Raw genomic sequence first — 18,227 nt, forward strand, 5'->3', positions numbered from 1 at the left:
TGTTAAGTCAGGTAATTCCAACAGCGAAAATATAAAATTTATGGGCGGATCTGCCGGTACGGAAAATGGAGCACAGGCAGAGCGCCGGAGGAAACATGAGAGTCGTATTACAGAGAGTAAAACATGCGTCGGTCCATGTGGACGGACGGGAGACAGGAGCCATCGGACAGGGATTCCTGATCCTTCTCGGCGTCTCCGACACGGATGACGAGAGCATTGCGGACAAGATGGCGGACAAGATCTGCAAGCTCCGCATTTTTGAGGATGAGAACGGAAAGACGAACCGCTCGCTCCAGGATGTGGACGGCGAGATCCTTGTTGTGAGCCAGTTTACGCTGTACGCGGACTGCAGAAAGGGCAACCGCCCGAGCTTTACTGACGCCGGAGCGCCGGATCATGCGAACCGCCTCTATGAATATTTTATGGAGCGGTGCAGGATGCATGTGGAGAAGGTGGCACATGGGGAGTTCGGGGCAGATATGAAGGTGGACCTGTTAAACGATGGTCCATTTACACTGATGCTCGACAGTAAAGATCTGCTTACAAAGTAAGAGATAAGACACGACAGCTGCATGCAGGGATTTGAACATGTGTCCAGGTCGAAAATGGTTTCCATAAAACAGACTGATTCGGACCAGGCAGCGTGAGTGAGTTGTTATAATTCATAAAATACACATACGGAGGTTTTTAGCATGAACGGCAAAGATCTGGAAAAAGCACTTCTCTGGGAAGCTCCGCACATCGGAGAAAAAGCGCCGGAACAGATTCCGGAGGCGCAGAATTTCTGCGAGGGATACAAGACATTCTTAAATGAGGGAAAGACCGAGAGGGAATGTGTGAAAAAAGCGGTATCGCTCTTAACGAACGCCGGATACAAGGAATTTGACCCGAAGGCGTCCTACAAGCCGGGCGACAAGATCTACTGGGTAAACCGAAAGAAAGCGATCATCGCTTCCACCATCGGAACAAAGGATCTGAACGAGGGATTGCGCATGAACGGCGCCCATATCGATTCCCCGCGCCTGGACTTAAAGCCGAACCCATTATTTGAAAAGGACGAGATCGCCTACTTAAAGCCGCACTACTACGGCGGAATCCGCAAATATCAGTGGGGCACTGTGCCGTTATCCATGCACGGCGTTGTTATGAAGGCGGACGGAGAGACTGTTGAGGTCTCCATCGGCGAGAAAGAAGGCGACCCGCAGTTCTGCGTGACAGACCTTCTCCCGCACCTTGCGGCAGAGCAGAACGGAAGAAAGCTCGGCGAGGGCTTAAAGGGCGAGGAGCTGAACATCATCATCGGCTCCATCCCGTACCATGACGAGGAGAACGAGAAGATCAAGAATCCGGCGAAGCTCCTTGCGATGAAGTTATTGAATGACCGCTACGGAATCACGGAGAAGGATTTCACCCGTGCGGAGATCGAGATGGTTCCGGCATACAAGGCCGTTGATATCGGACTGGACCGCGGCCTCATCGGTTCCTATGGACAGGATGACCGTGTGTGCGCGTATACAGCGCTGATGGCGGAGATTGCTGCGGAGAACCCGGAACACACCACATTCACGATCCTTACAGATAAGGAAGAGATCGGCTCCGTCGGAAATACGGGACTTCACTCTGACTACGTCCACCATGCGGTTGAGGATCTTGCGGAGAGCTTTGGGGCGGACACAAAGACCGTTCTGCGCCATTCCATCTGCCTCTCCTCCGATGTAAACGCGGCATATGATCCGACATTCGCAAGCGTTTACGAGAACAGAAACTCCAGCTATGTAAACAAAGGCTGTGTGCTCACAAAGTACACAGGCGCGAGAGGAAAATCCGGCAGCAGTGATGCCAGCGCGGAGACCATGGCGAAGGTCATCGGTATCATGGAAGAGAATGGCGTTTACTGGCAGACTGGCGAACTCGGCGCCGTTGACGCGGGTGGCGGCGGAACCATCGCCCAGTTTGTGGCGATGATGGATGTGGATGTCGTGGATCTCGGTGTTCCGATCCTTTCCATGCATGCGCCGTTTGAGCTGGCTTCGAAGCTTGATGTGTACAATACATATAAGGCGTTTTGTGCGTTCTACAAATAAGAGATAGTAAAAAGCATCCTGGCGGGATCATGATGATATGATCCTTACAGGATGCTTTTTGATTTTCTCTTAAAATGATGTTGAGGTCAAAAAGTCTTTTGACCTCTCTGATACCAAGATCCAAAATCCTCCTGCAAACAAGCTTGCGGCGGACTTCAGACCTTTGGACACTAATATCTTAAAATTCTGTGAACACCCTTTTTTTTCGCGTGGCGGTATGTTAGAATAAATATCACGCGCGGGTGACCCGGAAAATGGGCGGTGCGCGGGGAAATTGAGACAGAATGGAAGGAAACGAGAACATGAAAAAAATTATAAAAGCAGGCATCTGTGTTGCTGCAGCTGCAATGATCATGACAGGATGCGGAAATAAGAATCAGAATGCTGAGAGCAGCTCCGCGGCTGTAGAGGAGACAGCATCCGCGCCAACTGAGACTGAGACAAAATCTGAGGAAGAACTTCACGACGAGGAGAGCGTCACTCTCGGAGATTACAAGAACCTGACCTTCTCCGCAAAGGAAGAGGAAGTTACTGACGCCAAGATCGAGACAAGATTAAAAGAACTCTGCGCGGAGTACCCGGTAACCATCGAGGGACGCCCGGCTCAGGAAGGTGACACCGCGAATATCGACTACTCCGGCACAAAGGACGGCGAGGCATTTGCAAACGGAACCGAAAAGGGCTTTGACCTGAAGCTTGGCAGTGGCACATTTATCGACGGCTTTGAGGACGGCGTCATCGGCATGAATGTCGGCGATGAGAAAGACTTAAACTTAAAATTCCCTGACAACTACGGCAGCGCTGACCTCGCAGGCCAGGAAGTCGTGTTCCATGTAAAATTAAACCAGTTAAAATCTGAGTCTGACAGCAAGGTGGATGATGATCTCGCAAAACGTTACTACAACGACGATACAGCAACTCTTGACCAGTTAAGAGAGGAAGTACGTGCGGAGCTTCAGGCAGAGGCTGACAGCCAGTTCTTCAACGCGGCAGGAAGCGAGCTCTTAAACGAGGTCATCAACAACTCCGAGGTTACAGCAGACCCGGATGCCGTTGATGATATGTTCAACCAGTTAAAGAGCACATATTCCAGCTATGCAAGCAGCTATGGACTTGAGTTCGATCAGTTCCTCAGCATGTTCCTGGGAACGGACGAGGACGGACTCCGCGACACAGCAGAGAACCTTGTAAAACAGCAGATCATTTTAAATGCGATCCAGGCAGAGGAGAACCTTTCCGCGACAGATGAACAGAAAGATAAGCTCGCTGTTATGAACTACTTCAAGAACGCGGCGCAGATGATCACGACCTACGGCGAGGATTCCGCAAACCAGATCTTCGATATGGGCGCTGTTTACTACTACCTGATCGACAACTCCACATATGTAGAGGCACCGGAGACAGAAGCCGAGACAACAGAGGCTGAGAATATTCTCGAAGAGAAAGAGACTGCTGCAGAGGAGAGCGAGAGCAGCTCCGCAGTGAACTAATACGGAGATCATGAAGAGAAAAGCATTATTTTTTGATATCGATGGGACGCTCCTGGTGGATGCGTCGAAGGAACTCCCGAAGAGCGCGGCCCTTGCTTTAACGGAGGCGCGCCGCGCCGGACATCTGGTATTTATCAATTCCGGCCGGACGAGATGCCTGATGAAGGATGTTGAGGGAAAAGTACCGGTGGACGGCTACCTCTGCGGCTGCGGAACCTACATAGAGGCGGAGGGAAAAGCCCTGCTCCACAGAAAGATCTCCGCAAAACGCCGTTGGGAGCTCCAGAAGGCGATCCTCGAGTGTAAACTTGACGGAATCTTAGAGGGACCGAAGGCGTGTACGGTGCAGGTCGGTGTCTCCCACATGGACGAGATCGAGCATGTGAAAAATGTGGTCTACAAGAACCAGGGATTGGCCAGCGCGGACTGGAATACGGAGTTAGTGGATTTCGATAAGTTCTGTGTTCTTGCGGATGAGAACAGTGACGAGGAAGGTTTTTTAAAGATCCTGGCACCGGACGTGACCGCCATCGACCGGGGACACGGACTCTATGAGTGCGTGCCGACGGGGTACGATAAGGCGACGGCGATGGAAGTGATCTTAAAGAGATATGGGATCGCGAGGGAAGATTCCTACGCCTTTGGGGACAGCATGAACGATCTGGCGATGATCCGGTATGCCGGAAACAGCATTATTATGGAGAAACATGCGAAGGGGCTTGAGCCCTACGCAACTTTCATCACCAAAGATGTCGAAGACGACGGGATCGCCTGGGCGTTTGAGCAGCTTCATATCATATAAGAGAAAATCTGGCGGCAGTCTTGCTTTTTTTGGCGGGACTGCCGCTTTTTTATGTAACAGGAAATTCCGAGGAATTCCCTGTTACATAAAAAGGCACTAACGTGCCAAAGATGCGCACTCGCGCGAAGATGTAGATTGTCGCAAGCGACCGCGCGAGGCGCGAGAATGTGCCAAGGCACATTCTTTTTTATATTGATTTCGCTGTTGCACGAGGTCTGCCGTTTGTGGGCAGCAGGAGTCTTGCGGCGCAGAACTTTGTCCATGCATATCGTGTGTCCTTCGAACCGTGTCGAAACTTGCGTTCAAAAACCACTTTTCAATTGCCGGAAAATGTATTATATATTTAAGTAAAAGGAAGTGGACGCAGGAAAGGGCGGCTGCTGACGAGGCGTAAGGGGGACGAAAACAATGAGCATGGAGAGACATTGCAAAAATGCTCTGGAAGAAGAAAACCAAAGGCTTCGCGAAGAGAACGACAGGCTGATGGACATTGTGGTACAGATGAAATGCACACTGAACCGCCTGGTGAAAGAGTATATTACGGAAAGTAAATAGTGAGGAAAGGCAGCGCAGGCGAGTATCACTGGGAGAAGATCAGCGGAAGATGGCAGTTCATCGATGGAAGGTGGTATTATCTGAATCCTGTCTCCGACGGAACCAGAGGAATTATGTGCGCAAGGAAGAGAACTCCGGACGGCTGGCTTGTAAAAGAGGACGGCAGTTGGGATGAAGAAGCAGGAAGATAAAAGGATAATTACAGTATAGAGATAAAAGGTGCCGGACTCTGAGCGAGAGAGTCCGGCACCTTTGCAATTATGCATTTTGTAAGAGTCCCAGAGGACTCAAACTTTATCTATGGTGTGGATGGTCAGCGTTACTGCACGATTCCGGTCGTATCCACGGTCCAGATTTTGCCGTTCGCGTCTTTGATGTCCTTATATCCGCGCCCTAACTCCGGCTTCTCGGAGGAAGTGGAGGAAGCGGATGCTTTCTGCACGTTTCCGGCGGTCCCTACGAGGTAGGTCACACCGTTTAAGACGGCCGGTGCATATCTCTGGTCGGCGGTGGCGTCCTGTCTTTTTCCGTAGACGTAGAGGATGCCGTCGCGGAGCCCGTGGTAGCCCTGTCCTTTCTTGTCACCGTCGGTGTGGAAAAACCAGTTCTCGGTCTCACCGGTCTCCTCGTTGTAGATCGCCTGTTTTCCGGTCTTTACGATACCGTCCTCACCGAAGTAAAAGTTTGCGATCTCATCGTTCGCCACGTTCGCGATCTGTCTGCCTGTCTGCATGATTCCCAGGTCACTGAACGCATACTTTTTCGCGTTGATGGTGAACAGGGAATTTCCCTTTTTATCGGAAACATACGGCTTTCCGGCCTTAAAGTAGAAGGTGTAGACCTCATCTGCAGCGTGGATCCCGGAAATGCCCTCGATGGAGCGGAAACCTTCGGCGCGCTTTCCGTCCCCGGCTGTTCCGTAGTACTGGTAGTCGGTGATCTTCGGGGATGCGGCGTTGCTGTCTGTCACGTCAGACTTGGACGGCATCAGGACCCAGCCCGTCTGCATCTTTCCGTCGATGAAGGTGTAGTAGCTTCCGTCGATCTTCTTATCGTACTGGGTGGTCACCATCTTGCCGTCGGAATTGAAGTAGTACCAGCTCTCGGAAGCGCCCGGTGCGTGGCTGTTTTCCTCTAAACGGATCCAGCCGGTCCGCATGAAACCGTCTTTTTCTGTTCCGAGGTAGTAGGTCGCCCCGTCAATCTCCGTCTTTCCTGTTGCCATATGGCCGGATTCATCGAAATAGTACCATTTGGAGTCGAATTTCACCCACTTGGAGACAGCGGACTTCCCGTCCTTCTCAAAGTAGTACCAGAAGGTATCCGGTGTCTCCGGGGAGTCCGGATCTTCCTCATTCTTTAACTCCACCCATGCGTTTGTGACCATCTTTCCTTCGTCATCCACATAGTACTCGTCGATCTTCGCGCTTTTTACGATCTGTCCATCTTCACCGAGATAGAACCAGTCTTCTCCGCGCTTTCTCCAGGCATCGGTGGTGAGGTACCCGTCCTCATCGTAGTAGACCTTTGCGTCGCCTTCTGTCACCCAGCCGTAGGATGCCGCATAGACCGGCAGGCCGGAGACCATCATCATAAATGCTGCCGCGGACAAGACCGCAGCAATCTTTGTCTGTTTTTTCATAATCGTTTTCTCTCCTTTTTGATATGAAAATTGAAATGTTTTGTCGTGGTGTTTTCGTTTACGGGCTGATTATAACAGGCTGTGGAGGCCGGATTCCAGTGTAGGTTCCTGGCATATCTGGAACGCCGTGGAAAGCATTTCATGGGATGGAAAATGCGGAAAATTAAGGCGGAGAGTGCCGCCGGGGAAGACCTGCGAAAACCGTAACTGTTCAGTACCTTCACAGTTACATGCAAAAATCCATTCCAAATCGGCTACGCCGATGGGATTTTTGCCTTTTAGCCTAGGTTTTCTTACGGTCAGCGCAGCAAGTGCGCAGACCTACTGAACAGTTACTGAAAACCTTACAAAAATATGATCTACTGGACGGTATGCGGTCCGCATGGTATAATCTAGAAAGGTATATTTGGTACAAATTCAGCCATGCACCCAGGTAAATGAAAACGAGAAGAGTTGTAGGGTTGAATTTGTCGATTTGAGAGAGGAGAAGGTTTCACTTATGAGAATGAAGGTTTCTGATTATATTGCCCAGAAGCTGGTAGACGAGGGCATCACCGACGCGTTTATGGTGACGGGTGGAGGCGCGATGCACCTGGATGACGGGCTTGGACACCAGCCGGGACTGCATTGCTATTTTAACCATCACGAGCAGGCCTGTGCCATCGCAGCCGAGGCCTACGCGAGAATCCATAACAAGATCGCGGCTCTCTGCGTGACAACAGGTCCTGGCGGAACAAACGCGATCACCGGAGTAGTCGGCGGATGGCTCGATTCGATCCCGATGCTCGTCTTATCCGGACAGGTCCGCTATGACACGACCGCCCACAGCACAGGACTGGGGATCCGTGCGATGGGGGATCAGGAATTCGAGATCACAAAGGCGATCGACTGCATGACAAAGTACAGCGAGATGGTGCTGGATCCGATGCGGATCCGTTTCTGTCTGGAGAAATCGCTTTATCTGGCGCAGACAGGAAGACCGGGCCCGTGCTGGCTCGATATTCCGTTGAATGTTCAGGGGGCTTACATTGAGACGGAAGCGCTTCTCGGATTTGATAAGGACGATTACGAAGCAGGCGGAACCGGCTGGTCCGGTCACGGAACCGGATGTTCCGGATGTACGATCTGCATGATGAATAAAGTTGAAGGAAAACCGGCAATGATCCCGTCCGATGTGAGCGGACAGGGCGAAAAACGTGTGAAACTGCCGGATCCTGTGACAGTAGAGCAGGCGAGAGAAATCTTAAAGAAGGTCCGCGAGGCGAAGCGCCCGGTGATCAATGCCGGAAACGGAATCCGGATCGGAAAGGCGTTCGATGTATTCGCGAGAGTCGTAAAGAAGCTTGGGATCCCGGTTGTCACTGGCTGGAACAGCATCGACTGCATGTATGACACAGACCCGCTCTATGTGGGACGTGCCGGACATATGGGTGACCGTGCCGGAAACTTTGCAGTACAGAACAGCGATCTCTTATTGTCGTTGGGAAGCCGTCTCTCGATCCGTCAGGTGGGCTATAACTACCCGACCTGGGCGAGAGAGGCCTATGTGATCTACAATGATATCGACGCCGAGGAGTTAAAGAAACCGACGGTCCATGTTGACATGCCGGTCCATGCGGACGTCAAGGATCTTCTTGAGAAGCTGGAGCTCGTCCTCGACGAGGAAGAGTTCGATCCGAACGGCGGAGCAAAGGACAAAGAAGCCGTAGACTGGTGGATCAGACGATGTCAGGAATGGAAAGAAAAATATCCGGTCGTTCTTCCGAAACACTATGAGGCTGGAGATGACGAGCCAGCAAATGTTTACGCGGCGATCAAGGAGATCAGCAGGCGCGGCGAGGAAGATCAGATCACCGTTGTGGGAAATGGCTCCGCGTGCGTGGTAGGCGGACATGCCTATGAGATGAAGAAAGGACAGCGGTTCATCAGCAACTCTGCCATCGCGTCCATGGGCTACGATCTTCCGGCAGCCATCGGTGCCTGGGTCGCAGACCATACAAAGGACATCATCCTTGTGACAGGTGACGGAAGTATCCAGATGAATCTTCAGGAGCTCCAGACCATCGTTCACCATCATATGGGAATCAAGATCTTCCTGATCAACAACGGTGGTTACCACTCCATCCGCCAGACCCAGAAGACCCACTTCCATGAGCCGTTAGTGGGAATCGGCGTGGACAGCCACGACTTAAGCTTCCCGAGCATGGAGAAGCTTGCGTGGGCATACGGTTATCCGTATGTGGCAGCCCACCACAACAGCGAGCTCGGCGAGGCGGTGGAGAAGACACTTGCCATGGACGGTCCGGTGATCTGTGAGATCTTCGTAGATATGAAACAGGGCTTCGAGCCGAAGGCAGCCGCAAAGATGCTGTCGGACGGAACTATGGTATCCGTACCGCTCGAGGATCTGGCTCCGTTCCTTCCGGAGGAAGAGCTGAAGGAAAATATGATTATTCCGTTAGTAGAGAATAAATAAGAAGGTTCAGTGTGCCTGGGACATGGAACTTAGAAGAAAATGCAAGATGGTTCAGAAAATTCCTACCCGTGTACAGTAACATCATGTACAATATACTGGCAATCGGGAATAAGATGGATGATTGATCAGTGTTAAATGAGGAAAGGGGCAGCAGAATATGAATATCATCATGACAGGTTCGACGAGCTTTGTCGGCGCGGCAACGGTGCGGGAACTCTTACGGAGAGGGCACACGGTGACCGCCATTGTGCGCCCCAAATCCTCAAAACTTGATACGATCCTTGAGGGAAATGAGGAGGCACTTTTATCCGGGCGTCTTCTCGTGACGGAAAATGATCTTTCCGAGCCGGAAAAACTTTTAGAAAAAGTGACAAAACCGCAGGACGTGTTCTGCCATTTCGGCTGGGGAGGATCCGGGAGCGCGTCAAGAACGGACAAGGCGCTTCAGGAGAAGAATATGGAGATCTCCCTGGAGACGATTCGGACGGCGAAAGCCCTAGGCTGTAAAAAGTTCCTGTTCTCCGGCTCCCAGGCGGAGTACGGAATGCACCAGGATCTGATCACGGAGAACACGGTCTGCGAGCCGAAATCCTTGTATGGAGAGGCGAAGCTTGCCATGCGGGAAAAGGGAGAAAAACTCTGTGATGAACTGGGATTGCGGTACATTCACGCCAGGATCTTCAGCGCCTACGGCCCCGGGGACCACCCGTGGACGTTAGTGGAGTCCTGTTTGGACATATTCTTAAGTAATAAGGAAATGTCCCTGGGGGCATGTACCCAGAAGTGGAATTTCCTCTATATCGACGATCTGGCTAGAGGGATGGCGGCACTCTGCGAAGCCCCGGAAAGTGCGTTTGAGGGACTTGAAAATCCTGTATTTAACTTCGGCGGTGCTGAGACAAAGGTATTAAAGGAATTTGTGGAGGAGATCCACGAACTCTGCGGCGGACAGGGCGAGAGCCAATACAACACCCGCGGGGAGAACGCCGAAGGTCTGATCAATCTGATGCCGTCCATCGAAAAGCTGGAGACGGTGACGGGATGGAAGCCAGAGGTCGATTTCAAGACCGGAATTACAAGGATGATCGCGCTCAGAAAGAGAACCATTTAACTGAACGAGAAAGCAATTCTGGGGTGGCAGAGAGGGCAGCAATCAGTTGAAAATGCAGACCGATCACAGATTGGGAAAAAATGCCGCGAAATACGTCGAGTATTGACAAAACAGAAAAAATGGTTACAATGATAAAAGTTAAAGACTAGGCAACAATTTAGAAAAAAAGTTCAGCAGATCGGCGCCCGCCGCACTGCTGAAAGAAACTGACAAAGGTGCCCGAAGGTACCGGTCAGGTAAAATTTAAGGAAGAAGAAAATATAACATGAAAAAAATCAGCGTTTTGATTCCATGCTATAACGAGGAGGAGAATGTCGTTCCGATCAGCGAAGCTGTCATCGGCATTATCACAAAAGAACTGCCTCAGTACGACTATGAGCTGGTCTTCATCGACAACGACTCCACCGATAAGACGAGAGAACTGCTCCGCATGCTCTGCGCGAAGAATCCGAAGATCAAGGCGATCTTCAACGCGAGAAACTTTGGACAGTTCAATTCTCCATATTATGGAATCCTTCAGGTAACCGGTGACTGCGTGATCTCCATGGTGGCGGATTTCCAGGATCCGGTGGAACTGATTCCGAAGTATGTCCACGAGTGGGAGAATGGCTATAAGATCGTCATCGGAATCAAGACGAGCAGCAAAGAGAACCCGGTGATGTACTGGCTCAGAAGCTGCTACTACAAACTGATCCGGAAATTATCCGACGTGGAGCAGATCGAGCACTTTACAGGCTCCGGACTCTACGACAGACAGTTTATCGAGGTCTTAAGAAACTTAAACGATCCGACCCCGTTCCTTCGCGGGATTGTTGCGGAGTTGGGCTTTAAGAGAAAAGAGATCCCGTACGAGCAGCCGAAGCGCCGCGCGGGGAAGACCCACAATAACTTCTATAAATTATATGACGCGGCGATGCTCAGCTTTACGTCCTACACAAAAGCGGGCCTGCGCCTGGCAACCTTTTTCGGCGCCTTCTGCGGTGGCGTGAGCTTTATCGTAGCAGTCATATATCTGATCATGAAACTCTTATATTGGGACCGCTTTATGGCAGGTATGGCGCCGCTTCTCATCGGAATGTGTTTTCTTGGATCTGTCCAGATCTTCTTTATCGGCCTGCTTGGCGAGTATATCATGAGCATCAATACCCGTGTGATGCACCGCCCGCTCGTTGTGGAGGAGGAGCGCATCAATTTTGATACACCGGCCGGTGCACAGGAGGAAGTATGAGGTACAGTGTTGAAGTGATGAGAGTCCGGGAGCAGACGATCCAGTTAAATGGCTGGGCTGTTGAGAGCAACCCGGATTCCGTGATCACCTACCGGGTCGAGGATGAAGTGGGACAGCCGGTGGAGGCAAAGATCGTTCCGACGAGAAGAGATGACGTGAGCCAGATCTATTATAAGAAGATCATCGACCGTGATCTCGGCTTTGATATCCGTTTTCCGTATGAACATGGAAAGAATTATTATCTTGTGATCTGCGGCGGGAAGAAGACGACCCGTGTGAAATACAGCGATATGACGATCCGCAGAAAGACCGGCGCGGCAAACCGCAAGGTACAGAAGCTCATGAACCTTATGAACATGGAGACAGTCCATGTTGCCTGGGACTTCTTAAAGGAAAATGGCCTGAAAGCCCTGATCTTAAAATCCAAGCACAAGATCCAGGGGATTGATGACGATTACGACTACGCAGAGTGGTGGAATCTCACGAAACCGTCAGAGGAAGAGCTGGAAGAGCAGAAGAAAAAGAAGTTCGATTATATGCCGAAATTTTCGATCGTGATCCCGGTCTATAAGACTCCGGAGAAATTCCTGAAGGAAATGCTGGACTCCATCGTGGAGCAGACCTACGCGAACTGGGAACTCTGCATCGCGGACGGCAGCCCGGCGGGTGAGAGTGTCGAGACTGTTTTAAAGAAATATGCGGAGAAAGACGCGAGGATCCGCTATCAGGTACTGGGGGAAAACCGCGGTATCTCCGGAAATACGAACGCCGCCCTTGAGATGGCAGAAGGTGATTTCATTGTTCTTGCGGATCATGATGACCGTCTGACACCGAACGCGCTCTTTGAGTGCGCGAAAAAACTGAATGAGAATGAAAACTGCGATGTCCTCTATTCCGATGAGGACAAGCTTGACATGGATGGGGATGAACTGTTCGACCCGCATTTCAAGCCGGATTTCAATCCGGACCTGTTGACGAGCGTCAACTATATCTGCCATCTGTTTGTGGTGAAAAAAGAACTGCTCGATAAAGTCGGCGGTTTCCGGGCGGAATATGACGGAGCTCAGGATTACGACTTTATTTTCCGCTGTACAGAGAATGCAAAGCAGATCTGCCATATCCCGAAGGTGCTCTATCACTGGCGCTGCCACCCAAATTCCACGGCGAGCAACCCGGAGAGCAAGCTTTATGCCTTCACAGCCGGTTCCCGTGCCATCATGGACCACTATAAGAGAGTAGGAATTGAGGCAGAAAAGGTAGAAAAGGGCGTGGATTACGGGATCTATCACACGACGTTTAAGATCAAGGATGATCCGCTTGTCTCTGTAATTATCCCGAACAAGGACCACACCGTGGATCTCGACAACTGCATCCGCCCGATGCTGACGGAGGGAACCTATAAGAACCTGGAGTTCGTCATCGTGGAGAACAACAGTACGGAACAGGCGACCTGGGATTACTACGAGAAGATCCAGAAGGAGTTCCCGAACGTGCACGTTGTCCGCTGGGAGAGAGAGTTCAACTACTCCGCGATCAACAACTTCGGCGTACAGCACGCAAAGGGCGAGTACCTTCTGTTTATGAACAACGATATCGAACTGATCGCAAAGAATTTTGTGGAAGAGATGCTTGGCTTTGTCCAGAGGGAGGACGTGGGGATCGCCGGTGCGAGACTGCTCTACGAGGATGACACGATCCAGCACGCCGGTGTTGTTATCGGTTTCGGCGGTATCGCCGGTCATACGTTTATCGGACTTCATAAATCCGAGAACAGCTATTTCAATCGCGCGATGTGTGCCCAGGATTACAGCGCGGTCACAGCGGCCTGCATGATGAGCAAGCGTTCCGTATTTGACGCTGTGGGGGGATTTACAGAAGAGCTCGCGGTGGCTTTCAATGATATTGATTACTGCATGAAGGTGAGAAAGCTCGGAAAACTTGTAGTATACGCGCCTTATGCGGTGCTTCACCACTATGAATCTAAGTCCCGCGGACTTGAGGACACACCGGAGAAGGTGGAGCGATTTAACCGTGAGATCGCCACCTTCGCGAAGCGCTGGCCGGAGATCCTGAGAGACGGAGATCCGTACTACAATCCGAACCTGACACTGAGAAAATCAAATTTTGCGCTGCGTGACCTGAAAAAGGAAAAAATCGGGGAACCATATAAACTGGAGGTACCGTTAGACGAATGAAGACAACGATCATAATTCCGAATTACAACGGACTTTCGTTTATGGAACCGTGCTTTGAGGCACTGGAAAAGCAGACGACAAAGGATTTCAAGATCCTGGTGGTGGACAACGGTTCCATGGACGGCAGCGTGGAGTGGCTGAAGGAGCGGGAGATCCCGTCGATCTTTCTTCCGGAAAACACTGGCTTTTCCGGTGCGGTAAACGTGGGGATTAGGGCGGCAGATACGCCTTATGTGATCTTATTAAATAATGATACAAAAGTGGCTCCCCACTACGTCGAAGCGTTGGAGAGGGCCATGGACCGGTCGGAGAAGATCTTTTCCGTCAGCAGCAAGATGATCCAGATGTACCATCCGGACCTCATGGACGATGCCGGAGACATGTACAGCGTCCTCGGCTGGGCGTTCCAGCGGGGCGTCGGGCGTCCGGAAAAGCTTTATAAAAAGAGCTGCCGCGTCTTTACGGCGTGTGCCGGTGCGGCAATCTACCGCCGGGAAGTGTTTGAGACCATCGGATACTTCGATGAGATGCATTTCGCCTACCTCGAGGATATCGATGTGGGATACCGGGCGAAGCTTTACGGATATGACAACGTATTCTGCCCGGAAGCTGTGGTGTACCATGTAGGCAGCGGGACAAGCGGATCGAAGTATAATTCCTTTAAGGTGAAGCTTGCCGCGAGGAATAATGTGTATCTGAATTACAAAAATATGCGCACCTGGCAGTTACTTTTAAATTCTCCGTGTCTTCTCGCGGGAACATTTGTAAAGTTCCTGTTTTTTAAAAAGATGGGATTCGGAAAAGACTATGTGTCCGGATTCCTTGAGGGGATCAGAACATTAAAGAACTGTAAACGCGTCCCTTCCTTTAAAGGAAGAATACAGCGGGAGATCGGGATCCAGCTTGAGCTGATCGCCGGAACCGCAGTCTATGTTTATGAGTTTTCCAGGAGACAGGCGGCGAAGCTTGGAGCGAAAGTCTGAGATTCTTCGCCGGACGCTGTGGGGCCGGCTCAGTGCGGATAGGCTGAACGGCTGCTTTTATGCAAAATAAACGAATAATTTACGGAAATCTCAGATTTTCTTAAGAAATCGTTTATATGCAAATGGGTAAATTTTATGTATACTATGTATGCATATTTTTTATGATGGCGGTACTATGTCCGGAGGAGTGACCTTAGAAAGGCAGTCTGCCGGGGCATGGTATAGTTGAAAATACCTGCCGTGGGGAATTGGCTGGCGCAGCTGTGCATGCGCTGACCACGGAAAGAATTCTGACCGGCATGTTCCTTGGAAAACAGGGTGAAAATTATATGATCAAAGATAATCAGAAGAGCCTCAACCGTTTTCACGTTGTGCTTGACGCCTTCGTGACCGCATTCTCTTATCTGCTTGCATGGTTTATCGTAATCGGAAGCGGATGGGCGAACCTGCTCGGAAAACGGACACTTGAGGTCGGTTTTTATTTTGGCGCGCTCCTTGTCATTATTCCGGCGTATCTGCTTTTGTACTCCTTTTTTGGACTGTACACGCCGAAGCGTGTACTCGGACGCAGAAATGAATTCGGAAAGATATTCAAGGCAAACACGATCGGACTCCTTATTTTTGGTCTGATCCTGTACTTTGGAAGAAAAGAGCCGCATCTCTACAACTTCTCCCAGAGACTGGTCGTATATTTCTATGTGCTGAACGTGGCGTTTATGACCATTGAGCGGAATGGAATCCGGATCGTGCTTCGTTCCATGCGCTCAAAAGGATACAATCAGAAACATATCCTGTTAGTTGGTTACTCTTCCGCAGCGGAAGGGTTTATCGACCGGGTAAACAAGAATCCGGAATGGGGGTACACGATCCGCGGGATCATTGATGATACGAAGGAACGCGGAAGTGAGTATAAGGGAGTAAAGGTCATCGGTTGCATCGAGGACCTCGACTATATTTTAGAGCAGAACAGTCTCGATGAGATCGCCGTCACACTGAGCCTGAGCGAGTATGAAAAACTCCGCCATATCGTTGCTCTCTGTGAAAAATCCGGCGTGCACACGAAGTTTATCCCGGATTACGGGAACATTATCCCGACGATCCCGTATATGGAAGATCTCCAGGGCCTGCCGGTGATCCATATCCGCCGCGTTCCGTTGAATGATCCGATGAACGCGATGGTAAAGAGAGCCGTCGATATCGTGGGTGCGATCGTGGGGATCGTACTTTTCTCCCCGATCATGCTGATCGTGGCAGTGCTCATCAAGCTGACATCTCCGGGACCGATCATTTTTTGTCAGGAACGAGTCGGCCTTCACAACCGGCCGTTTAAAATGTATAAATTCCGTTCCATGACGGTTCAGGATCCGGGCAAGGAGAAGAGCCGCTGGACAACAAAGGGAGATGCCCGTGTAACTCTCATCGGAAAAATTATCCGCCGTACAAGCATCGACGAGGTGCCGCAGTTCTTTAATATCCTGATTGGTGATATGAGTCTTGTGGGTCCGAGACCGGAACGGCCATTTTTCGTTGAAAAATTTAAGGAAGAAATCCCGCGATATATGATCAAGCATCAGGTCCGTCCGGGCCTTACCGGCTGGGCGCAGGTGAATGGTTACCGTGGAGACACTTCGATCATTAAACGGATCGAGCATGATCTCTATTATATCGAGAACTGGACACTTGGTCTTGATTTCAAGATCATGTTCCTGACGGTTTTCAAGGGATTCATCAATAAAAACGCTTACTAAGACGAGGACAAATGACATGAATTATGAAGACGAATTAGACCGTTCCCGCGCCAGAAAGAGCAGACGGCGTGAGAGCGAGAGTGAGACGTCCGCAAAACGCCGCACTCACAGGACGGAAGATCTGTATTCTATGAGTGCTGACCCGGGAAGCCGTGCAGGCCGTGCCGCAGCAAAGAGCCATGGGGCAGCTTCCTACAATCACAGAAGACGGAAAAACGGAAACAAGAAGAAAAAGATCATCATCGGTGTTCTGATCGCCCTGATCGTTCTGGTCCTGGGTTTTGCCGCAGCGGTATACGGCTATATCCAGCACAACTTCGGAAAGATGAACGGACAGAATAATTTTGATATTGCGGACGTTCGGAATGAGAACATCTCTCTGGAAATGAGAGATAAGATGGAAAAAGGCTACTGGACCATTGCGGTATTTGGCCTGGACTCCCGTGACAATTCCACAGGAAAAGGCAACCAGTCCGATGTTATCATGATCGTGAACTTAAATCGTGAGACCGGAGAGATCAAGCTGGCATCCGTATTCCGCGACACTTACCTGAATGTGAGCGACAAGAACACATACAATAAGATCAACGCGGCATATGCGATGGGTGGTCCGGAACAGGCCGTAAAAGCCCTGAATAAGAATCTGGATCTCAACATCACCCACTATGTAGCGTTCAACTGGAAGGCAGTCGCAACAGCGATCAACATCCTCGGCGGTGTCGACATCGATATCAGTAAGTCCGAGTTCTACTACATCAACGCGTTCATCACAGAGACGGTAAAAGGTACCGGAATTGGTTCTGTACAGTTAAAGAAAGCAGGTGTGAACCATCTGGATGGCGTACAGGCCGTTGCCTATGGACGTCTTCGTCTGATGGACAGTGACTATGCGCGTACAGAGCGCCAGAGACTTGTAATCCAGAAGGCATTCGAGAAGGCGAAAAAGGCAGACTTTGCGACATTAAACAGCCTGATCGGCAATATGTCCGCGATGTGCGCGACAAATATCAATATGAATGATATCCTTCCGATGGCGAAGAATGTCACGAAATACCATCTCGGTGAGACGACCGGATTCCCGGCAGCCCGCGGAGAGCAGAAGATGAAGATCGGCAAGCTGAAATTGTCCTGTGTTATCCCGCAGACACTCGTGAGCAATGTTACAAGCCTTCACAAGTTCCTCTATGGTGAAGAGGACTACAAGCCATCCAGCACGGTCCAGACGATCAGCAATAAGATCGCTGAACTTACTGGACTGAATAAGGCTGGCAAGGAAATCGATCATGTAGCGACGGATCAGGGATATATCCCGAAGGGCGAGACGGAGGCCACGACACTTTCCGCTGAAGAGGAGAGTAAGAAAGAGAGTCAGGAAGAATCCCAGATGGAGTCCATGCTCGAAGAATCCAAGAAGGAATCTGAGAGCACGGGTGAAACTGAGACAGGACCGGACGGCAAGCCGATCGAAACTTCTTCCGGAAGCCATGAGACCAGCGCCGCTTATGAGACGGATGAGCATGGAAATATCTATGTGAAGCCGACAGAGAGTCACGCAGTGAGCCCGACAGATGAGGCGGAGACTTCCACGGAGGAGTTCCGTCCGTCAAATCCGCAGGAGACCACAGCGGAGAATCCGGTGGGACCGGGATATGAAAAGTCCACCGCTGTTCCGGAGGCGACCACAAGCGCCGGCCCGGCAGCCCAGACAGAAGGACCGAGTTCTGTGACTGTTCCAGGCGGAACAGTTGCACCGGAAGGTCCGGCTGCTGGAGTTTAGGAACAAGGGCCAGGCAAAAAGGTTATAAAGGAAATATAGGATCTTAAGGATCAAGACGCATCGTCTGATTGATTTGGAAGAAATATTCCAGACTACCAGATGGTGCGTCTTTTTTTGCGTGCAGCGGGCCATATCC

General features: G+C 50.8%; 14 protein-coding genes. 13 read left to right on the forward strand and 1 reads right to left on the reverse strand.

All coding sequences use genetic code 11. The features are described 5' to 3' along the window. Positions 1–95: 95 nt before the first annotated feature. The 6 genes from dtd (at position 96) to DWY93_RS01610 (ending at position 5,122) form a co-directional block, all read left to right on the forward strand. A complete protein-coding gene (gene dtd, locus DWY93_RS01590) occupies positions 96–551 on the forward strand; it encodes a D-aminoacyl-tRNA deacylase (RefSeq protein ID WP_117469203.1) in 456 nt (151 codons plus the stop codon). 141 nt (positions 552–692) lie between these two features. After that, a complete protein-coding gene (locus tag DWY93_RS01595) occupies positions 693–2,084 on the forward strand; it encodes an aminopeptidase (protein WP_015553352.1) in 1,392 nt (463 codons plus the stop codon). Positions 2,085–2,386: 302 nt separating this feature from the next. After that, positions 2,387–3,574 (forward strand): trigger factor, encoded by a 1,188-nt coding sequence (gene tig, locus DWY93_RS01600; protein ID WP_181968466.1) that lies wholly within the window; start codon positions 2,387–2,389, stop codon positions 3,572–3,574. A gap of 10 nt (positions 3,575–3,584) precedes the next feature. Next, positions 3,585–4,376 carry an HAD family hydrolase gene (locus DWY93_RS01605; protein ID WP_117469205.1) on the forward strand — a complete coding sequence of 264 codons (792 nt, stop codon included), beginning with the start codon at positions 3,585–3,587 and terminating at the stop codon, positions 4,374–4,376. A 408-nt stretch (positions 4,377–4,784) separates the two neighbouring features. Next, the gene (locus DWY93_RS17030) at positions 4,785–4,931 is read left to right on the forward strand and encodes a hypothetical protein (protein WP_015553355.1); all 147 of its coding nucleotides are present in this window, start codon (positions 4,785–4,787) and stop codon (positions 4,929–4,931) included. Continuing rightward, positions 4,931–5,122 (forward strand): hypothetical protein, encoded by a 192-nt coding sequence (locus tag DWY93_RS01610; protein WP_117469206.1) that lies wholly within the window; start codon positions 4,931–4,933, stop codon positions 5,120–5,122. Before DWY93_RS17030 ends, DWY93_RS01610 begins: the two co-directional genes overlap by 1 nt. A gap of 128 nt (positions 5,123–5,250) precedes the next feature. Here the strand turns inward: DWY93_RS01610 and DWY93_RS01615 are convergent, their stop codons facing one another. Further along, complete coding sequence (locus DWY93_RS01615; protein WP_117469207.1) at positions 5,251–6,573, reverse strand: cell wall-binding protein; 1,323 nt, start codon at positions 6,571–6,573, stop codon at positions 5,251–5,253. Positions 6,574–7,072: 499 nt separating this feature from the next. Here DWY93_RS01615 and DWY93_RS01620 point away from each other — a divergent pair, with 499 nt between their 5' ends. The 7 genes from DWY93_RS01620 to DWY93_RS01650 all read left to right on the forward strand — a co-directional run bounded on the left by DWY93_RS01620 (position 7,073) and on the right by DWY93_RS01650 (position 18,091). Then, the gene (locus DWY93_RS01620; protein WP_117469208.1) at positions 7,073–9,049 is read left to right on the forward strand and encodes a thiamine pyrophosphate-binding protein; all 1,977 of its coding nucleotides are present in this window, start codon (positions 7,073–7,075) and stop codon (positions 9,047–9,049) included. 157 nt (positions 9,050–9,206) lie between these two features. After that, positions 9,207–10,160 carry an NAD(P)-dependent oxidoreductase gene (locus DWY93_RS01625; RefSeq protein ID WP_117469209.1) on the forward strand — a complete coding sequence of 318 codons (954 nt, stop codon included), beginning with the start codon at positions 9,207–9,209 and terminating at the stop codon, positions 10,158–10,160. A 265-nt stretch (positions 10,161–10,425) separates the two neighbouring features. Continuing rightward, the gene (locus tag DWY93_RS01630) at positions 10,426–11,388 is read left to right on the forward strand and encodes a glycosyltransferase family 2 protein (protein WP_015553360.1); all 963 of its coding nucleotides are present in this window, start codon (positions 10,426–10,428) and stop codon (positions 11,386–11,388) included. After that, complete coding sequence (locus tag DWY93_RS01635) at positions 11,385–13,583, forward strand: glycosyltransferase family 2 protein (RefSeq protein ID WP_117469210.1); 2,199 nt, start codon at positions 11,385–11,387, stop codon at positions 13,581–13,583. Before DWY93_RS01630 ends, DWY93_RS01635 begins: the two co-directional genes overlap by 4 nt. After that, complete coding sequence (locus DWY93_RS01640) at positions 13,580–14,566, forward strand: glycosyltransferase family 2 protein (protein ID WP_117469211.1); 987 nt, start codon at positions 13,580–13,582, stop codon at positions 14,564–14,566. Before DWY93_RS01635 ends, DWY93_RS01640 begins: the two co-directional genes overlap by 4 nt. A 329-nt stretch (positions 14,567–14,895) precedes the next feature. Then, entirely contained in the window at positions 14,896–16,314 is a 1,419-nt protein-coding gene (locus tag DWY93_RS01645) for an undecaprenyl-phosphate glucose phosphotransferase (RefSeq protein ID WP_117469303.1), read from the forward strand. 16 nt (positions 16,315–16,330) lie between these two features. Continuing rightward, positions 16,331–18,091 carry an LCP family protein gene (locus DWY93_RS01650; RefSeq protein ID WP_242990496.1) on the forward strand — a complete coding sequence of 587 codons (1,761 nt, stop codon included), beginning with the start codon at positions 16,331–16,333 and terminating at the stop codon, positions 18,089–18,091. Positions 18,092–18,227 lie beyond the last annotated feature (136 nt).

The sequence above is a fragment of the Clostridium sp. AF28-12 genome (genome assembly GCF_003435225.1).
GTDB lineage: Bacteria > Bacillota > Clostridia > Lachnospirales > Lachnospiraceae > Pilosibacter > Pilosibacter fragilis.